Genomic DNA, 17,232 nt, shown 5'->3' with positions numbered 1-17,232 from the left:
GGATCGAGTTTAACTCGATCCTTTTTGTTTTTATACAATTTAAAGAAAACATACTCTCAAGAAAAAACCTCTTTTAAAATGTCCAAAGATTTCGGTCTTTTAAAACCTTCCAAATGCAGACTGTAATAATCAATTAAAATCTTCAGAAGAATCTGCCTTTCTAAAACATGAAAGACTTTTTGATCGTTATCAAATTTTAATTCCAATAGCTTCTTAAACAGATTGGTCTCGTGTTCTGAAAGTACATTTCCTTTTTGAAAAAGTGTAAAGACACCTTCATTCATTTCAAAAAAAGGCAAATCAATTTCAGAAATATCAGGATAAAAACCGAGATATTTTGTGATTTCTAAAAGCAGAATTAAATGAAAATTAGAAATTTCATTATGATGATCCAGCCACGTCAGTGCAGCTTCTAAAAAAAGGAAAAGCTGTTCGTTTTTCTCTTCTTCTTGAATAGAATAATGAAGCATTTCGGACAAAAACATCACCATTGTACTTTTTACAATATCAGTATGAATAGTCTGAAACGGAACAGCGCTTTTTATTTCTTTAAAATTCTCTAAAGTTCCTTTATTCTTATGAACAGCTTCAATTTCTAAAATCGAAAAAGGCTGAAAATAAGCAATTTTCTGACTTGCTTTCCTACTCGAAAAAGCGTCACGCACAAAATAAGATTTTAGTCCGCTAGAAAGTGTAAAGCATTTTACAATCAAGCTTTTCTCTTGGAATTTTAAAGACGAAATTACTATGGCTTTTGTTTTGACGAGCACAAATTTTTGTTTTTTTTGTTTTTTTGTTTCAGGTTTCAGGTTTATGAAATTGAAGATAAGCTGAAAACTAAAAAAGACTGAACACTGAATACTGGGCACTGAACACTGATCTTATCGTATAATCATCACTTTCTTAACTTTAGTTTCTCCACCATCTTCTGCAGAAATAAAAACCATGTAAACACCAGATGCTACTTTATATTTGCCAAAAGCAGTTGTGTCCCATTCGATTGTTCCGCCAGAAGAAGTCACTTCATAAACTAAATTTCCTTCTATATCTGTGATTTTTACATTAGCCTTATCAATTAATCCCGCCACTTTAACGGTTCCCGAATAAGTAGGACGTACAGGATTTGGATAAACATACACATTGATTAAATCGTCATTTGCCCCTGTTGCAATTCCGCCAAACGAAACCAATCCTTTGTCGGTTGCAATAAAAACTTCTCCCGTTTTAGCATTTATCTTGACATCATTTATATAATTACTTGGCAAAGGCGAATTGTTTATTGTAAAATGATATTTTGTTTCTTGGCCATTTGGCGAAACCATAAATATTCCAGAATCTGCCGTTCCAATCCATTTATTATTTGCGCCATCTACCGCTATGGAAGTTACAAACTGTTCGTATAACAACTCTTGAGCCAAATCGTCTTCGGTTATAATAATTGAATTTGCTTTTAACTGACTATCTGTTTGAAAACTAGAAACATTAGAAAGAACTCTCAAACCCTTTGTTGTTCCTATCCAAAGCTGATTTTTTGTATCTAAAGCTATTGCTCTAACATCGGCAATTGGTAGATTTCCAGCATCGGTTCCAAAAGTCATTTTTTTGAAGGTATTGGTAGCTTCATTAAATCCTACAACTCCATTTTTATAAGTTCCAATCCATTTTACATTGTTGCGATCTACCACTATACTTGAATAATTATCTTCTCCCACATCATCTGATATGGAAGTCATCGAATAACTACCCCATTGTCCATTTGTTTTTAAAACTTTCAATCCATTATTGATTCTGCTATTGGTCACCCAAAGATTTCCAGATTTATCAAAAGCCGTTGCATTGATTCGGACATCTACATAATCTGGCGATGCTGTTTTAAGTGACTCTAAACCACTATTTTTTTCATTATATAAATGAGTTGGAATATCGTTTTCAATTTTCAATAATCCAGAGAAAAAAGAACCGGCATACACCTGTTTTTCGTTATTAGGATTTATATAGATTCTCGTTATTGATTTGGCATCATAAACATCAGAATATGGAATGTTTAACCATCCCGAAGCATTAAATCGACTAATACCGTAGCTATCCAAAGGGTATGGATTATACACCGCATCATAATCTCCATAAACCGCCCACAAAACATTTGAACCGGCATCTATAGAAAAAATATCATTACGCACGGGACCGCTAGGCGTACTGTTTTCGAAAGCTGTTGAATTATTTAAAGCAGAAGCAAACAATCCTTTTTCTTTTGTTCCAATAAAAATCTGATTTCCAACTGCAGTTGCACAACTAAAATTCAAGGTATTATCTAAAACTTGAGAATTTGTAATTTGTCGACTCAGCGCCATTTGATTATTATAAACGTATACTGTATTGGCAGTTGTGACAAATAAATTATGGTTTTTCGCTCGCGTATCAACAGACGCTTGAGGCAGCTGCAAAAAGCCCACAAAAGTATTGGAGTTAAATCTATGAATATACCCCGTACTATTTATTGCAATAAGTTCTGAATCTAAAGCCTCAACACTTGACCAATCTCCGCCATTAACCGTTGACCATTGGCTATAATCTATAAGATTAGCATTTGTAATGTCTGCTTTTCTAATACCGCTTGATGTTGCTGCAAAAATAAATCCGTTAAACATTGTGGTTTGCTTTACGCTTATTTCCGCCCCATTATCACCAATAAAATAAGTGTCGCCAAATTGAGACGTTTTAAGATTAAATTGAACAATTCCAAAATCGCAAGAAACATATATCAATCCATTATTTTCCATAAAATGATTGATTTTTTTAGTATTTGCTGGCAATTGCTTATTAATTATATCTACAACTTTTAGAATACTCCCATCGGCTTCATTAATCAAGATCATCAAACCATTTTCATAGCCAATAATTGTTTTTTTTGATGCTTCGCTGTAATAAACTGCCGAAATCGTCTGACCGGAAAGTCCATCAACAGTCGTCGTCGTTTTAAGAACATTTGTTGTTGTATTTTTTGAAAACAGTGCGTTTTCGGAAGCCGCAAAAACAGTTGTTCCAGATTCTGAAATGTCTTTTACTTCATTAAATGAAAAATATCCCTGCCAAGACAATTTGCTCTGCGCTTCGCAAAACTGAATTAGAAGTAAAAACAAACCGCAGAAAAATACTTTTTTCATCATATAATGTATTCGAATAGACAAATATAATACAATCGGGTTTTTATTTAATTTTTAGCACAAATAAAATACCCCCGATATCTTATTAAGATAACGAGGGTAATTCTAATTATTGCAATTAAATCTTAAACTACACCTTGCGCAAGCATAGCATCGGCAACTTTTACAAATCCGGCAATATTAGCTCCTTTTACGTAGTTAACATATCCGTCTTCTTCTGCACCGTATTTTTTACATTGGTTATGAATTCCGATCATGATTTCTTTCAATCTCAAGTCTACCTCTTCACTAGTCCAGTTTAAACGAATTGAGTTCTGAGTCATTTCTAATCCTGAAGCAGCAACTCCACCAGCATTTGCAGCTTTTCCTGGCGCGAATAACACTTTACTATCTAAGAAAAGTTTAATAGCATCTAAAGTAGAAGGCATATTGGCAGCTTCCGTAACACATAAAACGCCATTATCTATTAATTTCTTAGCATCATCACCATTCAATTCATTTTGAGTAGCACATGGAATAGCAATATCTACTTTTACTTCCCAAGGGCTTTTTCCTTTGTGGAAAATAGCATTTGGATATTTCTCTAAATATCTTTCTGCTCTATTATCTCCAGTAGCTCTCATCTCAACCATATGTTCGATTTTTTCTCCAGAGATACCTTCTTCATCATAAATATAACCATCAGGTCCAGAAATAGTAACTACTTTACCTCCTAGTTCATTTACTTTTAAAGCAACACCCCAAGCCACATTTCCGAATCCAGAAATAGCAACTCTTTTTCCTTTAATTTCGTGACCAATTGTACGAAGCATTTGATCTGTAAAATAAACTACCCCATATCCTGTAGCTTCTGGTCTGATTAATGAACCTCCGTAAGCCAAACCTTTTCCAGTTAAAACTCCTGTAAATTCATTTCTAATTCTTTTATATTGACCAAATAAGTAACCGATTTCACGTGCACCAACACCAATATCTCCAGCTGGAACGTCAAGATCTGGACCAATATGACGGCATAATTCTGTCATGAATGACTGGCAGAAACGCATAATTTCAGCATCAGATTTTCCTTCTGGATCAAAATCAGAACCTCCTTTTCCACCTCCCATCGGAAGTGTTGTCAAACTGTTTTTAAATACTTGTTCAAATGCCAAGAATTTTAAAACCGATAAGTTTACCGAGTGATGAAATCTAATTCCTCCTTTGTAAGGTCCAATTGCAGAGTTCATTTGAATTCTGAAACCTCTATTCACAATAATTTCCCCTTTATCGTCTACCCACGGAACTCTGAATATTATTGATCTTTCTGGTTCAGCGATTCTTAAAAGGATATTCTTTCCGTCATATTTTTTACGCTCAGATATAAACGGAATTACAGTTTCTGCAAATTCTCTAACTGCTTGAAGAAATTCTGGCTCGTTTGGATTTTTTGACTCAACAAGAGCCATAAATTCATTTATTTTTTGTTCCATCTTTAAAATAAATTTTCAGATAATTTAGATTTAATTTTTACTCTTATAAAAAATAAGAAACTACGTTTAAGAAAACGTTTTCGTTTTAACGGACAAAGATATATCAAATAATGATTCGATGTTACATTTTTCACTTTTTTGAAGCGATTTGTGTTTTTTTCAAACAATAGAAAAAAACGCATTTTACATGTAGGTGTTTACATGCAAAACACCTTTTAAAAGTTAGTAAATTAAGTATTTTGCTAGTTATTTTTCAATACGTCAATTTAATATTTTGAATCGATTATGTTTTTTATATATTTGCCGAGATTTGTAAGCCCCAAAAAAATGCCTAAGCACCTATTTATCACATTATTTGCCTTATTGGGCATCTCAACTGCTGTATCAGCGCAAGGAATAGCCCAAGAGATCGGAATCTACGCAGGACCAGTAACTTTACAGTCCGATTTTGGAGAAAGAAACAACTTTGATAATAATGTCGGAAACACTGGTTTTGGCATTGGAATCATGCACTTTATAAACTTTTCTGCCAATAACAATAGAGAAAATTTTTTCACAGAACATTTTAAAGTAAGATCTGATCTGTCTTATAGCAGAACCACTTTAAAACACCACGGCCAATGGGTTGAATACAAACCTAACGGAGTATTTGCAACACAATTAAGAAACATGCATGCAAGTTCTAGTATAGTAAGCTTGGGAGCACAGATGGAATTTTCTCCTTTTATGAAAATCCACGATTTCGAAAACACAGTTGGTAGCTTCAGTCCGTATGGAGCTGTAGGGTTTCAGGTGAGCTACTATTCAGCAAAAGTTGGATCACATTTAGGAGACATTACACTTCCTGCTAATACACCAGGAAAATACTTAACTCCATCTGATGGACGTGCACATGGTTTTTCTACAGAAACTGGTGTAGCTTTAGCGGCAACAGCAGCAGTAGGTGTACATTATAAACTAACTGAAATGAGTGATTTAATGTTTGAAACTCGTTTTCATATGTACAGCTCAGACTGGATTGACGGATTAAACCCAAATAAAGATATTTATAAAGAAAACAAATCTAACGATTGGCAGGTTTGGTTTAACTTTGGATACATCTACTATTTAGAATTCTAAAAAAGTTTAAATCTCAAAATATAAAAAATCCCAAATTCCAAAACTATTCATTGGAATTTGGGATTTTTCATTAGACATTTTAGCGTCTTCTATTCTAAGAAATTTTAAAATAAGAAATCCCAAACTCTGAAAAAAATTGGAATTTGGGATTTTCTCATTGGAATTTATATTAAGCTAAAGCTTGCTCTAAATCGGCAATTAAATCTTCTGCATCTTCGATACCAACACTCAATCTAACAAGATCATCAGTAATACCAACTTCTGCTCTTTTATCTGCAGGAATAGAAGCGTGCGTCATTAAAGCTGGATGATTAGCCAATGATTCAACTCCACCAAGAGATTCTGCCAAAGTAAACACTTTCAGTTTTTCTAAAAATGCGATAGAATCTTCTTTCTTTCCTGATTTAAAATCAAAAGAAACCATTCCTCCAAAAGCTTTCATTTGCTTCTTAGCAATTTCGTGAAACGGATGATTTTTTAAACCTGGATAATAAACCGTTTTAATTTTAGGATGGTTGTTCAAATATTCAACTACTTTTTCTCCATTTTCACAATGTCTCTGAACTCTTAAAGCTAACGTTTTGATTCCTCTTAAAACCAAAAAACTATCCATTGGCCCAAGAGTCGCTCCTGTTGCAAATTGCTGAAAATGCAATTGTTCTCCAAGGGCTGCGTCTTTTACAATTAATGCTCCAGCAATAACATCAGAATGACCTCCTAAATATTTCGTAGCAGAGTGCATTACAATGTCTGCTCCTAAATCAAGAGGTTTTTGTAAATAAGGCGTTGCAAAAGTATTATCAACCGCAAGAAGAATTTTTTTCTCTTGAGTTATTTTTGCAATTTCCTGAATATCTGCCAATTTCATCAACGGATTGGTTGGTGTTTCTACCCAAATTAACTTCGTATTTTCGTTAATTAAACTTTTCAGTTTTTCGATATTCGTCATATCAACAAAATGAAATTTAATACCGGAATCTTTATACACACGAGAGAACATTCTGTAAGTTCCGCCATACAAATCATCCATCGCAATGATTTCGTCTCCAGCTTTAAAAGATCTTAAAACACAGTCAGTCGCAGCAAGACCAGACGAAAATGCTAATCCTCGAGTTCCGTTTTCAATACTAGCCAAAGCGTCTTCTAAAGCCGTACGTGTCGGGTTTGAAGCTCTACTATATTCGTAATCTGCCAAAGGTTTCCCTGGACTTGTTTGTACAAATGTTGAAGTTTGATACACTGGCGGCATAACAGCGCCTGTACTTGGATCATGATGCTGTCCTCCGTGAATAACTTTTGTATTGAATTTCATATAGTTATAAATTTTAAATCCTTAATTCTTTTACAAATTTACCGCTTAATTTATTTTATCGCGACACAACTTCTTACCTTTGTAGATAATTAACACTTTTTGATATGAAAAATTCATTATTTATACTCTTTTTGTGTTTGATTTTTACAAGTTGCAAAAAAGAGCTTTCATTTGAGAATGAAACGTTTGAAGAGAAATCTACTGTCCCATGCAAAAATGATTGCCCAAAAATCACCATAGAAGTTCCAATTGCTAAAAATGTTAAAGCAACCTCAGACAGCATTAATAAGAAAGTATTTGCCGTCATTAAAGAGATTGTGTTTTTTGAAGACGATTCGGTAAAAGTTGATGGCTACAAAGCATTGGCGAAATCTTTTATTGCTTCCTATCAAGAAATGCATCAAAAATTTCCGAATGATACTTTTGGCTGGGAAGCAAAAATCATTGGAAATGTCGAATTTGAATCTGACCAAATTTTAAATCTTAAAATTGACCATTATACTTTTACTGGCGGCGCTCACGGTTATCAAGGTTATCGCTCTTTATTATTCGATAAAAAAACAGGAAAAACCATTTTCAATAATCAGTTATTTAAAAACGAAAACGAGTTTAAAACTTTCGCTGAAAAAACATTCAGATCAAAATATAAAATCCCAGAAAAAGCCAATATCAACGCTACAGGTTTAATGTTTGAGAATGACAAATTTCAATTGCCTCAAAACATTTTTTACACCTCCGAAGGTTTGCTTTTATATTACAACTCATACGAAGCGGCATCCTATGCAGACGGCCCAAAAGAGCTTATATTTCCTTATGAAGAAATAAAGAAATATTTGAATTTTCAATAGAAAAATAAAATCAAGATGTTTTTATCCCTTATCTAACACAATCTTTGTCGATATGCTGGACGTAGACGCACTGCGGTGCGTCTCTACAGAAAAAATCTTAAAACTCTCGTAAATCAGCAATTCAGAAAGAAATTGAGACATTTTATTTGGCTCCTATATATCGTAGAGACGCACAGCAGTGCGTCTAACACAATGTTTTAAAACAATCTTTGTCGATATGCTGGACGTAGACGCACTGCGGTGCGTCTCTACAGAAAAACTTTGTCAATAAAAAAATCCACAATGTTAAATGCATTACTATGCGTCTCTACAGAAAAACCTTTGTCACTTTGTTTCTCTGAACCTCTGCACCTTTTTATTGAACATCATATTTCATTTTTCTTAAAACCCTCAAAGCTTCTTTAAAAGAAGAGTACACATTCTTATACGGTTTCAAAAGCAATTTTGCATCTATTAATTTTTGTCGGGCATCCTCAAAACCGTTCAAATAGCAAATCATGAAAGTAGAAGGCAGATTTTCTAAATCTTTCATTTCTCGCTCAGACAAATTGATTTCTTTTTGAAGTTTCGCTAATAAAGCCATATTTGCATTATAAATATGGTACAGCATTTTTCGATTAAACTCTGGCGGCTGAAAAAGCATTTGACGGTCAATTTTATAATAACCGTTATCAAAGAAATGAATCGTTTGTTCTTCTAACGGATAATAACTCGTTTTGTCATTCAATCCCAGCGGAACATATTCTGTAATGGTAAAAGTATCATCATTATAATGTATTGTAACAACATCTTGTGCCGAATAAAAAAGTTTAATTTGTTCGTTTATTAATTCGATATCAACACGAGACAAATACGTTTTATCGCGTAATTTTTTCGGAACTCCAGCCCAACAAATCACAAATAATTCTTTAAAAACACGGTATTTTGGCGACATATCTTTATGTCTGAAATTCATAAAATCGATAACGCCGTCTAAAGTATATTGAATACTGTTTCGAGAGCTATTTTCTATTCCGATAACCGTTTCGGTATTTTGATTGCTCTTTTCGATTATCTCATGTTCTTCTAGTGGAATAGAATTACTGCCACGTCTCACAAAAACGCTATTGGCTAGAATAGTATGGATTCCTTTTTTAAAGTACGAGATTTTACTTTTAGGTTTTATGGTAACCAGACCGATTACTTTGTCTTTTGGAAGATTGGGAAAAGGGACGTTTTCGTATTGAATTTTTGGAGGATTTTCTAAAAATGCATTGACCAGATTCTGAATTCGGCTATCATCGAAGAAATCATCGCCTACAATCTCATTATCTTGATCTTCTACTCCAACAACGATATAAGAATTATTGTTTGGGTTGGAATTGGATAACGCACAAATGTGTTTTAGAAACTTGCCCTTCCCTTCGCGCGAATGAAGATTCAACTGCCTTTTCTTATCATAAAAACTACTTTCGTCATTATGAGCGAGGAGATTTTTAATTAAAAGGCGTTTATTAATCATTCTTTTTAGATTATTAGACTGACTTAGATTTTTAGACTTCTTAGATTTATGATTTTCAGATTCCTAAGATAATCTAAAGATCTAACTTTCTAAGAAGTCTAACATCTATTTTTTAAATATTTTTCTTCACAATTGTAGAAGACGCCTGTGCCGTGCTCATGACAACCAAATCTGCAATATTTACATGATAAGGTCTTGAAACCACGAAATGAATAATATCTGCAATATCTTCAGCTTGTAACGGATCAAATCCTTTGTAAACATTTGCAGCTCTTTCGGCATCGCCTTTAAAACGAACTTCGCTAAATTCTGTTGCGACCATTCCTGGATGAATTCCTCCAACTCTAATTCCGAACGGATTTAAATCTATTCGCATTCCTGCAGTAATAGCATCAACCGCATGTTTAGAACCACAGTATACATTCCCATTTGGGTAAACCTCTTTTGCTGCTGTTGATCCAATATTAATAATATGCCCCGATTGTCTTTCGACCATTTGTGGAATTATCGCTTTTGAAACATACAAAAGACCTTTCACATTAATATCAATCATGGCATCCCAATCGTCTAAATTTCCATTTTGAATCGGATCTAAACCATGGGCATTTCCTGCATTATTAATTAAAACGTCAATCGCAGAAAAATCGTTTGGCAAAGCACCTATTTTTTCTAAAACTTCCTCTTTATTACGAACATCAAATTCTAAAGAATGTACTTCTGTAAAAGCCGAAAGCTCTTTCTCGAGTTCTTCTAAACGGTCTTTACGCCTTCCGCAAAGGATAACTTTATAATTGTTTTTTGCCAGAATCTGAGCGGTTGCTTTTCCAATTCCGCTTGTAGCACCAGTAATTAAAACTGTTTTTTTCATTGTTTTTTCTTTAAAAAAGATTTTTTTGCCACAGATTTAAGGATTAAAATGATTTTTTTTGAAATCCTAGAAATCTTTTAATCTATGGTAAAATATTTTAATTCTTATTTTTCCATTCTTCTAAATTCAATACCATATTGAGCGCTGTCCAAGTTTCTCCATCTACTTCCCTTAAATATTTTTTATTGGGATTTAAAATAAACCCAACTTTTTCATAACATTTTTGAGCTCCAATATTAAAATCAAAAACATTTAATTCTACGTTTCTTTCTTTTCTGTTTTCAAAAATATATTGCAACAATAAAGTCACCATCTGCTCACCAATTCCTTTTCCTCTTTGATTTTGATCCATAATCAAGATTCGACCTAATTTTGCAAAACCATTATAAAAATAAATCTCACAATGTCCAATAGTATTGCCATTAGAAATATTTGCAACTCTAAAAGCAATTCTATTTTCATCAGAAAGCGTTTTATCTATTTGCTCTTCTGTTAAAGGAAAAGTAAATTCTGGTCCTCCAAATTGCATTAAATCTTTGGCACTTTTGACAGAATTAATTAATTCAAAGTAATCTTTTCTCTCAAATTTTTCTAGGTATATCATTTTTCAGAATAGTATAAAATTAAGGCACGTCATCACCCATACTTTCTGTCCAGATCGCAAACCAATCTTCTTTATCCATTTCTAATTCAACTGCTTTTGACAGAGATTGAATTCTGGCAACATTAACAGTTCCTGCAATAGGAATAACTCTTGCTGGATGTTTTAAAATCCATGCTAATAAAAGTGTATCTGCACCTAAATGATATTTCTCTAATAAAGTAGAAAACAGTTTTTTCAAACGGCGAGTTTGTTTTGTATCTTCTCTAAAAACCGTTCCAAGCGGATTCCATGATAAAGGTCGAATTCCGTTAGTCTGCATATAATCTAAACTTCCGTCAGTCATTGCTTCATAATGCGTAGCAGAAAACTGAACTTGATTATAGCTTACTTCTGTTTTCTGACGAATCAATTCAGTTTGTGAACTTGTAAAGTTTGAAAGTCCAAAATCAATAATTTTCCCTTCTCCTTTTAATTTCTCAACCGCTTCTGCAATTTCATCAGCCTGCATTAACGGACTTGGTCTGTGAAGTAAAAAAACATCTACATAATCTGTTTTTAAATTCTTCAAAGATGTTTCTACAGACTTAATAATATAGTCTTTAGAATAATCATAATGTTTGATTTTGTTTTCGGGGCGTTTTTCAGCAATCATCTGAATTCCGCACTTGGTAATTAATTGTAATTTTTCACGATCAATTTTACTTGCGTGAAAGGCTTTTCCAAAATCGGCTTCGGTCGTATACGAACCGTAAATATCCGCGTGATCAAAAGTCGTAATTTTGTTTTCGATACTCACCTGTATCATGTTTTCCATTTCTTTAGTTGTAAGGTTTTTATCCCAAACTCCCCAATTCATAGTGCCCGAAATTATAGGCGATAAGACTGTTTTGCTCATAATAATTATGCGTTATTTTTGGTAATAATTATGCTTTACTAAAACATAATCATCAAAGTTCTTAAAAATATAAAAATAGATTCACAATTAGTCCTTAAAATTAGGTCTTTGGTCGAAGTTTTAACCATTCTTTAACATCTTACTTCTTAAAAAATATTCAATTTGCACTCTCAAAAATTAGGCGTTAAAATCAAGGTTTTAAAAATATTTATATGGAAGAAAATACAACGACTTTAGACATTAGAGCGATAAATGAAAAAATTGAGAGAGAAAGTGCTTTTATAGACCTTCTTACAATGGAAATGAACAAAGTTATTGTGGGTCAGAAACATATGGTCGAGCGTCTATTGATCGGATTACTTGGACAAGGGCATATTTTATTGGAAGGAGTTCCTGGTCTGGCAAAAACTTTAGCCATCAACACGCTTTCCCAAGCAGTTCAAGGATCTTTCAGCCGTATCCAGTTTACGCCAGATTTATTACCTGCCGATGTTATCGGAACCATGATTTACAATATTAAAGCAAATGAGTTCTCAATTAAGAAAGGACCAATTTTTGCCAATTTCGTACTTGCCGATGAGATTAACCGTGCTCCAGCAAAGGTTCAATCTGCTTTATTAGAGGCGATGCAGGAGAAACAAGTTACTATTGGTGACACTACATTTAAATTAGACCGTCCGTTTTTAGTATTAGCAACACAAAACCCAGTTGAGCAAGAAGGAACGTATGCACTTCCTGAAGCACAGGTTGACCGTTTTATGTTGAAAACTGTTATTGATTATCCAAAAATTGATGAAGAGCGTTTTGTAATTCGTCAAAACTTAAAAGGAACTTACGAAAAAGTAAATCCGGTAGTTTCTGTAGATCAGATTTTACGTGCTCAGGAAGCTGTTCGTGAAGTTTATATGGATGAAAAAATCGAGAAATATATTCTTGATATTATTTTCGCTACACGTTATCCAGAAAAATACAAATTAGCCGATTTAAAACCGCTTATCAGTTTTGGAGCTTCTCCTCGTGGAAGTATCAACTTGGCTAATGCCGCTAAATGTTATGCTTTTATCAAACGTCGTGGTTATGTAATTCCAGAAGACGTTCGTGCAGTTGTTCACGATGTATTACGTCACAGAGTTGGAATCACTTACGAAGCAGAAGCAGAAAACATCACTTCTGTAGACATTATCAACAAAATCGTTAACGAGATTGAGGTACCTTAAAAATTTGTTTCAGGTTTCAGGTTTCAAGTTGTTGCAAAACGAACTTGAAACTTTTAAACTTTAAACTTTAAACAAATAGAATGGATACAAAAGAGCTTTTAAAAAAAGTACGGAAAATAGAAATCAAAACGAAAAGACTGAGTAATCATATCTTTTCGGGAGAATACCACTCTTCATTTAAAGGACGAGGAATGACGTTTAGCGAGGTGCGTCAATACCAATACGGAGATGATATTCGTAACATCGATTGGAATGTAACCGCACGCTACAATGAAGCTCACGTTAAAGTATTTGAAGAAGAACGCGAATTAACCATGGTTTTAATGGTCGATATTTCGGGTTCGGAATCTTTTGGTTCTAAAAATCAATTCAAGAAAGACATCGTCACCGAAATTGCGGCAACGATGGCTTTTTCGGCTACACAGAATAATGACAAAATTGGTTTAATATTATTCTCTGATACTGTAGAATTATATATTCCACCTAAAAAAGGACGTTCTCACGTACTTCGTATCATCCGTGAATTGATCGAATTTGAACCAAAAAGTCATAAAACAGATATTGCTCAAGCCTTGAAATTCTTATCTGGAACACAGAAAAAGAAAGCTATTATTTTTATGATTTCTGATTTTATGTCTGATTCTTATGAGCATACATTAAAGATTGCTTCAAAAAAACATGACATTACAGGTGTTCGTGTATACGATATTCGTGAAGAAAGAATTCCGAATTTAGGAATGGTAAACATGCTGGATGCCGAAACCGGAAAAATACAATTGGTTGATACAAGTTCTAAAGCTGTTCGAATGAATTATGAAAAACATTATCAAGAAAAGCTGAACTACTTTAAAGACACATTCCGTAAATCTGGAGCAGGAATTGTAAATACCAGAGTAGACGAAAATTACGTTACTAAACTATTAGGCTATTTTAAATCGAGATAAGTATTTTTGATTTTTGATTAACGATTTTTGATTTATGATGTGTGTGATTTGAGATTAAAGGAAGTATTTAAGAAATGACCAAACAAGATTTAGAAAATAGATTGATTGATTTTGCAGCAACAATTATAATTATAGCAAGTAAGTTTGAGAAAAATTATGCAGGAAATCATTTGTCTGGGCAAATAATCCGATCGGGAACATCGCCAGCGTTAAATTACGGTGAAGCGCAAAGTGCAGAGAGTAAAAAAGATTTTATTCATAAAATGGGAATTTGTCTGAAAGAATTAAGAGAAACATTTGTTTGTTTGAAAATAATAGAAAAAGCAAATTTATCAACAGACAGAGAAAGTTTAATGCAAGTAAAAATAGAAGCAAATCAATTAATTTCCATTTTTGTGTCCAGCATTAAAACATCAAAAAATAATTCATAAAAATTAAAGATTACTATTTTAGAGAACTATTGACAATCCTTGGAAAAATCAAAAATCAAAAATCGTTAATCTTCAATCGTTAATCAAATGAAATTTAAACTTTATATATTTTTATTGCTTTTTTCTACCATGATTTTTGCTCAGCAAAAACAAGTAGAAACAAGTATTGATACCACCAAAAATAAAATTGGTGCCGAGTTCAAACTGACCCTGAAAACAGTTGTGACTTCAACATCAAAAGTTGAATTTCCTAAACTTAAAAACATTGGTCCGTTAGAAGTTATCCAGTCTTATCCAATTGATACGGTTAAGAAAGATGCCACTAATTACGAACTTATAAAAAAATATGGTTTAACACAGTTTGATTCTGGCCATTATACGATTCCGAGCATCAAAATTTTAATTGATAAAAAACCTTTTTACTCTGATTCTATTAAAGTTGAAGTTGCCGCTGTAAAAGTTGATACCTTACAGCAGAAAATGTACGATATTAAAGACATTTCTTCTGTTGATGAAGGAATGGGAAATTGGTGGATTTACACTTTAATCGTTCTAGCAATTTTAGGAATTGGCGCTTTCGTTTACTGGTATGTTAAAAAACGCCAGTTGAAAAAAATCGAAGAAGAAGTTTACAAAACTCCTATCGAAAAAGCGACTAGTTTATTAAATAATCTAGAACAAAAAGAACTGGTTCAAAAAGGAGAAATCAAAGAATACTATAGCGAACTGACCGATATTGCTAGAAATTATATTGAAGAAGCCATTCATATCCCAGCAATGGAAAGCACAACTTCTGAGTTAATTGCTGCAATTAGAGAAGCTTCGACCAAAAAGAAAATGACCCTTACACCAGAAACGGTTGAAAATTTAGAACGCGTTTTGCGTCAGGCCGATTTGGTAAAATTTGCGAAATCTAAACCGCTTGATTTTGAAATTACTGATGATAGAAATAAAATTCAGAAAGTAATTTTAACCCTTGATAATGCAATTCCAACTGAAGTTCCAGAAGAAATTGAAGATCAGTTATTAAACGAAGCGCAAAGACAAAAACAAATTCAGGCACAGCTTAAAAAACAGCGTAATGCAAGAATTGGTTATTCCGTTGCCGCTATCATACTTTTATTGTTTGCTACCACAACTTTCTTTGTGGTTACCAAAGGGTTCAATTATGTAAAAGACAATGTAATTGGTCACCCTTCTAAAGAATTATTAGAAGGCGAATGGGTAAAAAGTGCTTACGGAAGTCCTGCTGTTATTATTGAAACGCCAAAGGTTTTAAAAAGAATAGACGCGCAAAAAGCACTTCCAAAAGAAGCAATGGCACTTATCAAAGAAATGCAGCTTTTTGCCTACGGAAGTATGATTGATAATTTTTACGTAACGGTTTCAACATCTAAATTCAAACAGCCAACAGATATTGATTTAAGTAAAACGCTTGAAGGCACTTTAAAAATTATTGAGGCTCAAGGCGGACAAAATATTATAGTAAAACAAGAAGATTTTCAAACTAATGAAGGTATTCAGGGAGTAAAAGGTTACGGAACAATGACTGTTTTGAATCCAGCAACCAAAACGAGTACAAAAGCATATTATGAATTGTTACTTTTCAAACAAGATCAAGGTTTACAGCAAATCCTGATTTTGCACGAAGAAGGCGATACTTATGCAAATGAAATCACGACTCGAATATTAAATTCTGTTGAACTTCAAAGAGCAAACAACTAATGAGCAAGATCACTTTTCTAAATCCAGAGTTTCTTTGGTTGTTTCTATTAATTCCGATTGCGATAATCTGGTTTTTCTGGAAACGCAACCAGCAGTCGGCTACCTTAAAAATGAGTTCGACAGCAGGATTCCAAAATAATCAATCGTTTTGGATCAAGTTCAAACCTGCTTTATACGTTTTCAGAATTCTCGCTTTAAGCTCATTAATTATAGCATTGGCACGCCCAAGAACTGTAGATATTAGCAACCAGACTAAAACGACAAAAGGAATTGATATTGTAATGGCAATTGACGTTTCTGGATCTATGCTGGCAAAAGATTTAAAGCCAAATCGTATGGAAGCTTTAAAAAGAGTTGCAGCCGATTTCGTTGAAGAAAGACCCAATGACAGAATCGGATTGGTTTTGTACGCTTCTGAAGCATACACCAAAACGCCTGTTACAAGCGATAAAGCTATTATTCTTGAAGCTATAAAAGGAATTAAATACGATACGGTTTTACAAGACGGAACCGGAATTGGAATGGGATTGGCAACTGCTGTAAATCGTTTGAAAGATAGCAAAGCAAAAAGCCGTGTAATTATTTTACTTACTGACGGTGTTAACAATGCTGGTTTTATCGAACCAGAAACTGCCGCTGATATTGCAAAACAATACGGAATAAAAGTTTACACAATTGGTCTTGGAACAAACGGAATGGCAGAATCTCCATACGCATACGCACCAAACGGAGGTTTCTTATTCAAAATGCAAAAAGTTGAAATCGATGAAAGGTTGATGAAAAGTATTGCCCAAAAAACAGACGGAACATATTTTAGAGCAACAAGCAATGATAAATTAGCAGAAATATACAAATCGATCAATAAATTGGAAACTACAGAAATTCAGGAACTGAAATTCTACGATTACGACGAAAAATATAGGTTTTTTGTCTTATTTGCAGGTTTAATGTTATTGCTTGAAGTTGGATTAAGAAATACGGTTTACAGAAGCTTTATTTAATTTTTTCAAAATTAAATAATTCCAATTTTAAAAATTCCAAATAACAAATTGGAATTTGGAATTTTTAAAATTGTAGCTTAAAACAAGTTTGGAATTTGGAATTTATCTCAGCATTATTTGAGATTGGAATTTTA

15 protein-coding genes are annotated in these 17,232 nt (G+C 33.3%); 7 read left to right on the top strand and 8 right to left on the bottom strand.

Going from position 1 to position 17,232, the window contains the following annotated elements:
- Window positions 1-56: 56 nt before the first annotated feature.
- The 3 genes from recO to gdhA all read right to left on the bottom strand — a co-directional run bounded on the left by recO (window position 57) and on the right by gdhA (window position 4,633).
- Window positions 57-770: a DNA repair protein RecO gene (recO, locus tag NCC77_RS06790; RefSeq protein ID WP_250834912.1), complete on the bottom strand. Its 714-nt coding sequence runs from the start codon at window positions 768-770 to the stop codon at window positions 57-59.
- A 111-nt stretch (window positions 771-881) separates the two neighbouring features.
- Window positions 882-3,164, bottom strand: coding sequence for a type IX secretion system anionic LPS delivery protein PorZ (gene porZ / locus NCC77_RS06785; RefSeq protein ID WP_250834911.1), 2,283 nt, complete (start codon window positions 3,162-3,164; stop codon window positions 882-884).
- A 125-nt stretch (window positions 3,165-3,289) separates the two neighbouring features.
- On the bottom strand, window positions 3,290-4,633 hold the full coding sequence (gene gdhA, locus NCC77_RS06780) for an NADP-specific glutamate dehydrogenase (protein ID WP_095928401.1): 1,344 nt from the start codon (window positions 4,631-4,633) through the stop codon (window positions 3,290-3,292).
- A gap of 327 nt (window positions 4,634-4,960) precedes the next feature.
- Between gdhA and NCC77_RS06775 the strand changes: the two genes are divergently transcribed.
- A complete protein-coding gene (locus NCC77_RS06775) occupies window positions 4,961-5,752 on the top strand; it encodes a THC0290_0291 family protein (protein WP_250834910.1) in 792 nt (263 codons plus the stop codon).
- A 169-nt stretch (window positions 5,753-5,921) separates the two neighbouring features.
- On the opposite strand, the gene NCC77_RS06770 is transcribed toward NCC77_RS06775, so the two are convergent.
- Entirely contained in the window at window positions 5,922-7,064 is a 1,143-nt protein-coding gene (locus NCC77_RS06770) for a cystathionine gamma-synthase (RefSeq protein ID WP_250834909.1), read from the bottom strand.
- Window positions 7,065-7,168: 104 nt separating this feature from the next.
- Here NCC77_RS06770 and NCC77_RS06765 point away from each other — a divergent pair, with 104 nt between their 5' ends.
- Entirely contained in the window at window positions 7,169-7,912 is a 744-nt protein-coding gene (locus tag NCC77_RS06765) for a DUF3298 and DUF4163 domain-containing protein (RefSeq protein ID WP_250834908.1), read from the top strand.
- 355 nt (window positions 7,913-8,267) lie between these two features.
- On the opposite strand, the gene NCC77_RS06760 is transcribed toward NCC77_RS06765, so the two are convergent.
- The 4 genes from NCC77_RS06760 to NCC77_RS06745 form a co-directional block, all read right to left on the bottom strand.
- Entirely contained in the window at window positions 8,268-9,413 is a 1,146-nt protein-coding gene (locus NCC77_RS06760; protein WP_250834907.1) for an ATP-binding protein, read from the bottom strand.
- 112 nt (window positions 9,414-9,525) lie between these two features.
- Window positions 9,526-10,281 carry an SDR family NAD(P)-dependent oxidoreductase gene (locus NCC77_RS06755; protein ID WP_250834906.1) on the bottom strand — a complete coding sequence of 252 codons (756 nt, stop codon included), beginning with the start codon at window positions 10,279-10,281 and terminating at the stop codon, window positions 9,526-9,528.
- A gap of 97 nt (window positions 10,282-10,378) precedes the next feature.
- Window positions 10,379-10,885 (bottom strand): GNAT family N-acetyltransferase, encoded by a 507-nt coding sequence (locus NCC77_RS06750; RefSeq protein WP_250834905.1) that lies wholly within the window; start codon window positions 10,883-10,885, stop codon window positions 10,379-10,381.
- A gap of 19 nt (window positions 10,886-10,904) precedes the next feature.
- Window positions 10,905-11,780, bottom strand: a complete 876-nt coding sequence (locus NCC77_RS06745; RefSeq protein WP_250834904.1) for an aldo/keto reductase — start codon at window positions 11,778-11,780, stop codon at window positions 10,905-10,907.
- A 212-nt stretch (window positions 11,781-11,992) separates the two neighbouring features.
- Between NCC77_RS06745 and NCC77_RS06740 the strand changes: the two genes are divergently transcribed.
- From NCC77_RS06740 to NCC77_RS06720, 5 genes are all read left to right on the top strand, one after another.
- Window positions 11,993-12,997 carry an AAA family ATPase gene (locus NCC77_RS06740; RefSeq protein WP_095928410.1) on the top strand — a complete coding sequence of 335 codons (1,005 nt, stop codon included), beginning with the start codon at window positions 11,993-11,995 and terminating at the stop codon, window positions 12,995-12,997.
- Window positions 12,998-13,077: 80 nt separating this feature from the next.
- Window positions 13,078-13,941 (top strand): DUF58 domain-containing protein, encoded by an 864-nt coding sequence (locus tag NCC77_RS06735; RefSeq protein ID WP_095928411.1) that lies wholly within the window; start codon window positions 13,078-13,080, stop codon window positions 13,939-13,941.
- A gap of 74 nt (window positions 13,942-14,015) precedes the next feature.
- Complete coding sequence (locus tag NCC77_RS06730) at window positions 14,016-14,372, top strand: four helix bundle protein (RefSeq protein WP_250834903.1); 357 nt, start codon at window positions 14,016-14,018, stop codon at window positions 14,370-14,372.
- Window positions 14,373-14,459: 87 nt separating this feature from the next.
- Window positions 14,460-16,097: a hypothetical protein gene (locus NCC77_RS06725; protein WP_250834902.1), complete on the top strand. Its 1,638-nt coding sequence runs from the start codon at window positions 14,460-14,462 to the stop codon at window positions 16,095-16,097.
- Window positions 16,097-17,098, top strand: a complete 1,002-nt coding sequence (locus NCC77_RS06720) for a vWA domain-containing protein (RefSeq protein WP_250834901.1) — start codon at window positions 16,097-16,099, stop codon at window positions 17,096-17,098. Before NCC77_RS06725 ends, NCC77_RS06720 begins: the two co-directional genes overlap by 1 nt.
- The last annotated feature ends 134 nt before the right edge of the window (window positions 17,099-17,232 follow it).

Source organism: Flavobacterium tyrosinilyticum (genome assembly GCF_023656565.1).
Classification (GTDB): domain Bacteria; phylum Bacteroidota; class Bacteroidia; order Flavobacteriales; family Flavobacteriaceae; genus Flavobacterium; species Flavobacterium tyrosinilyticum.
This window is presented reverse-complemented; position numbering and strand designations above follow the sequence as displayed.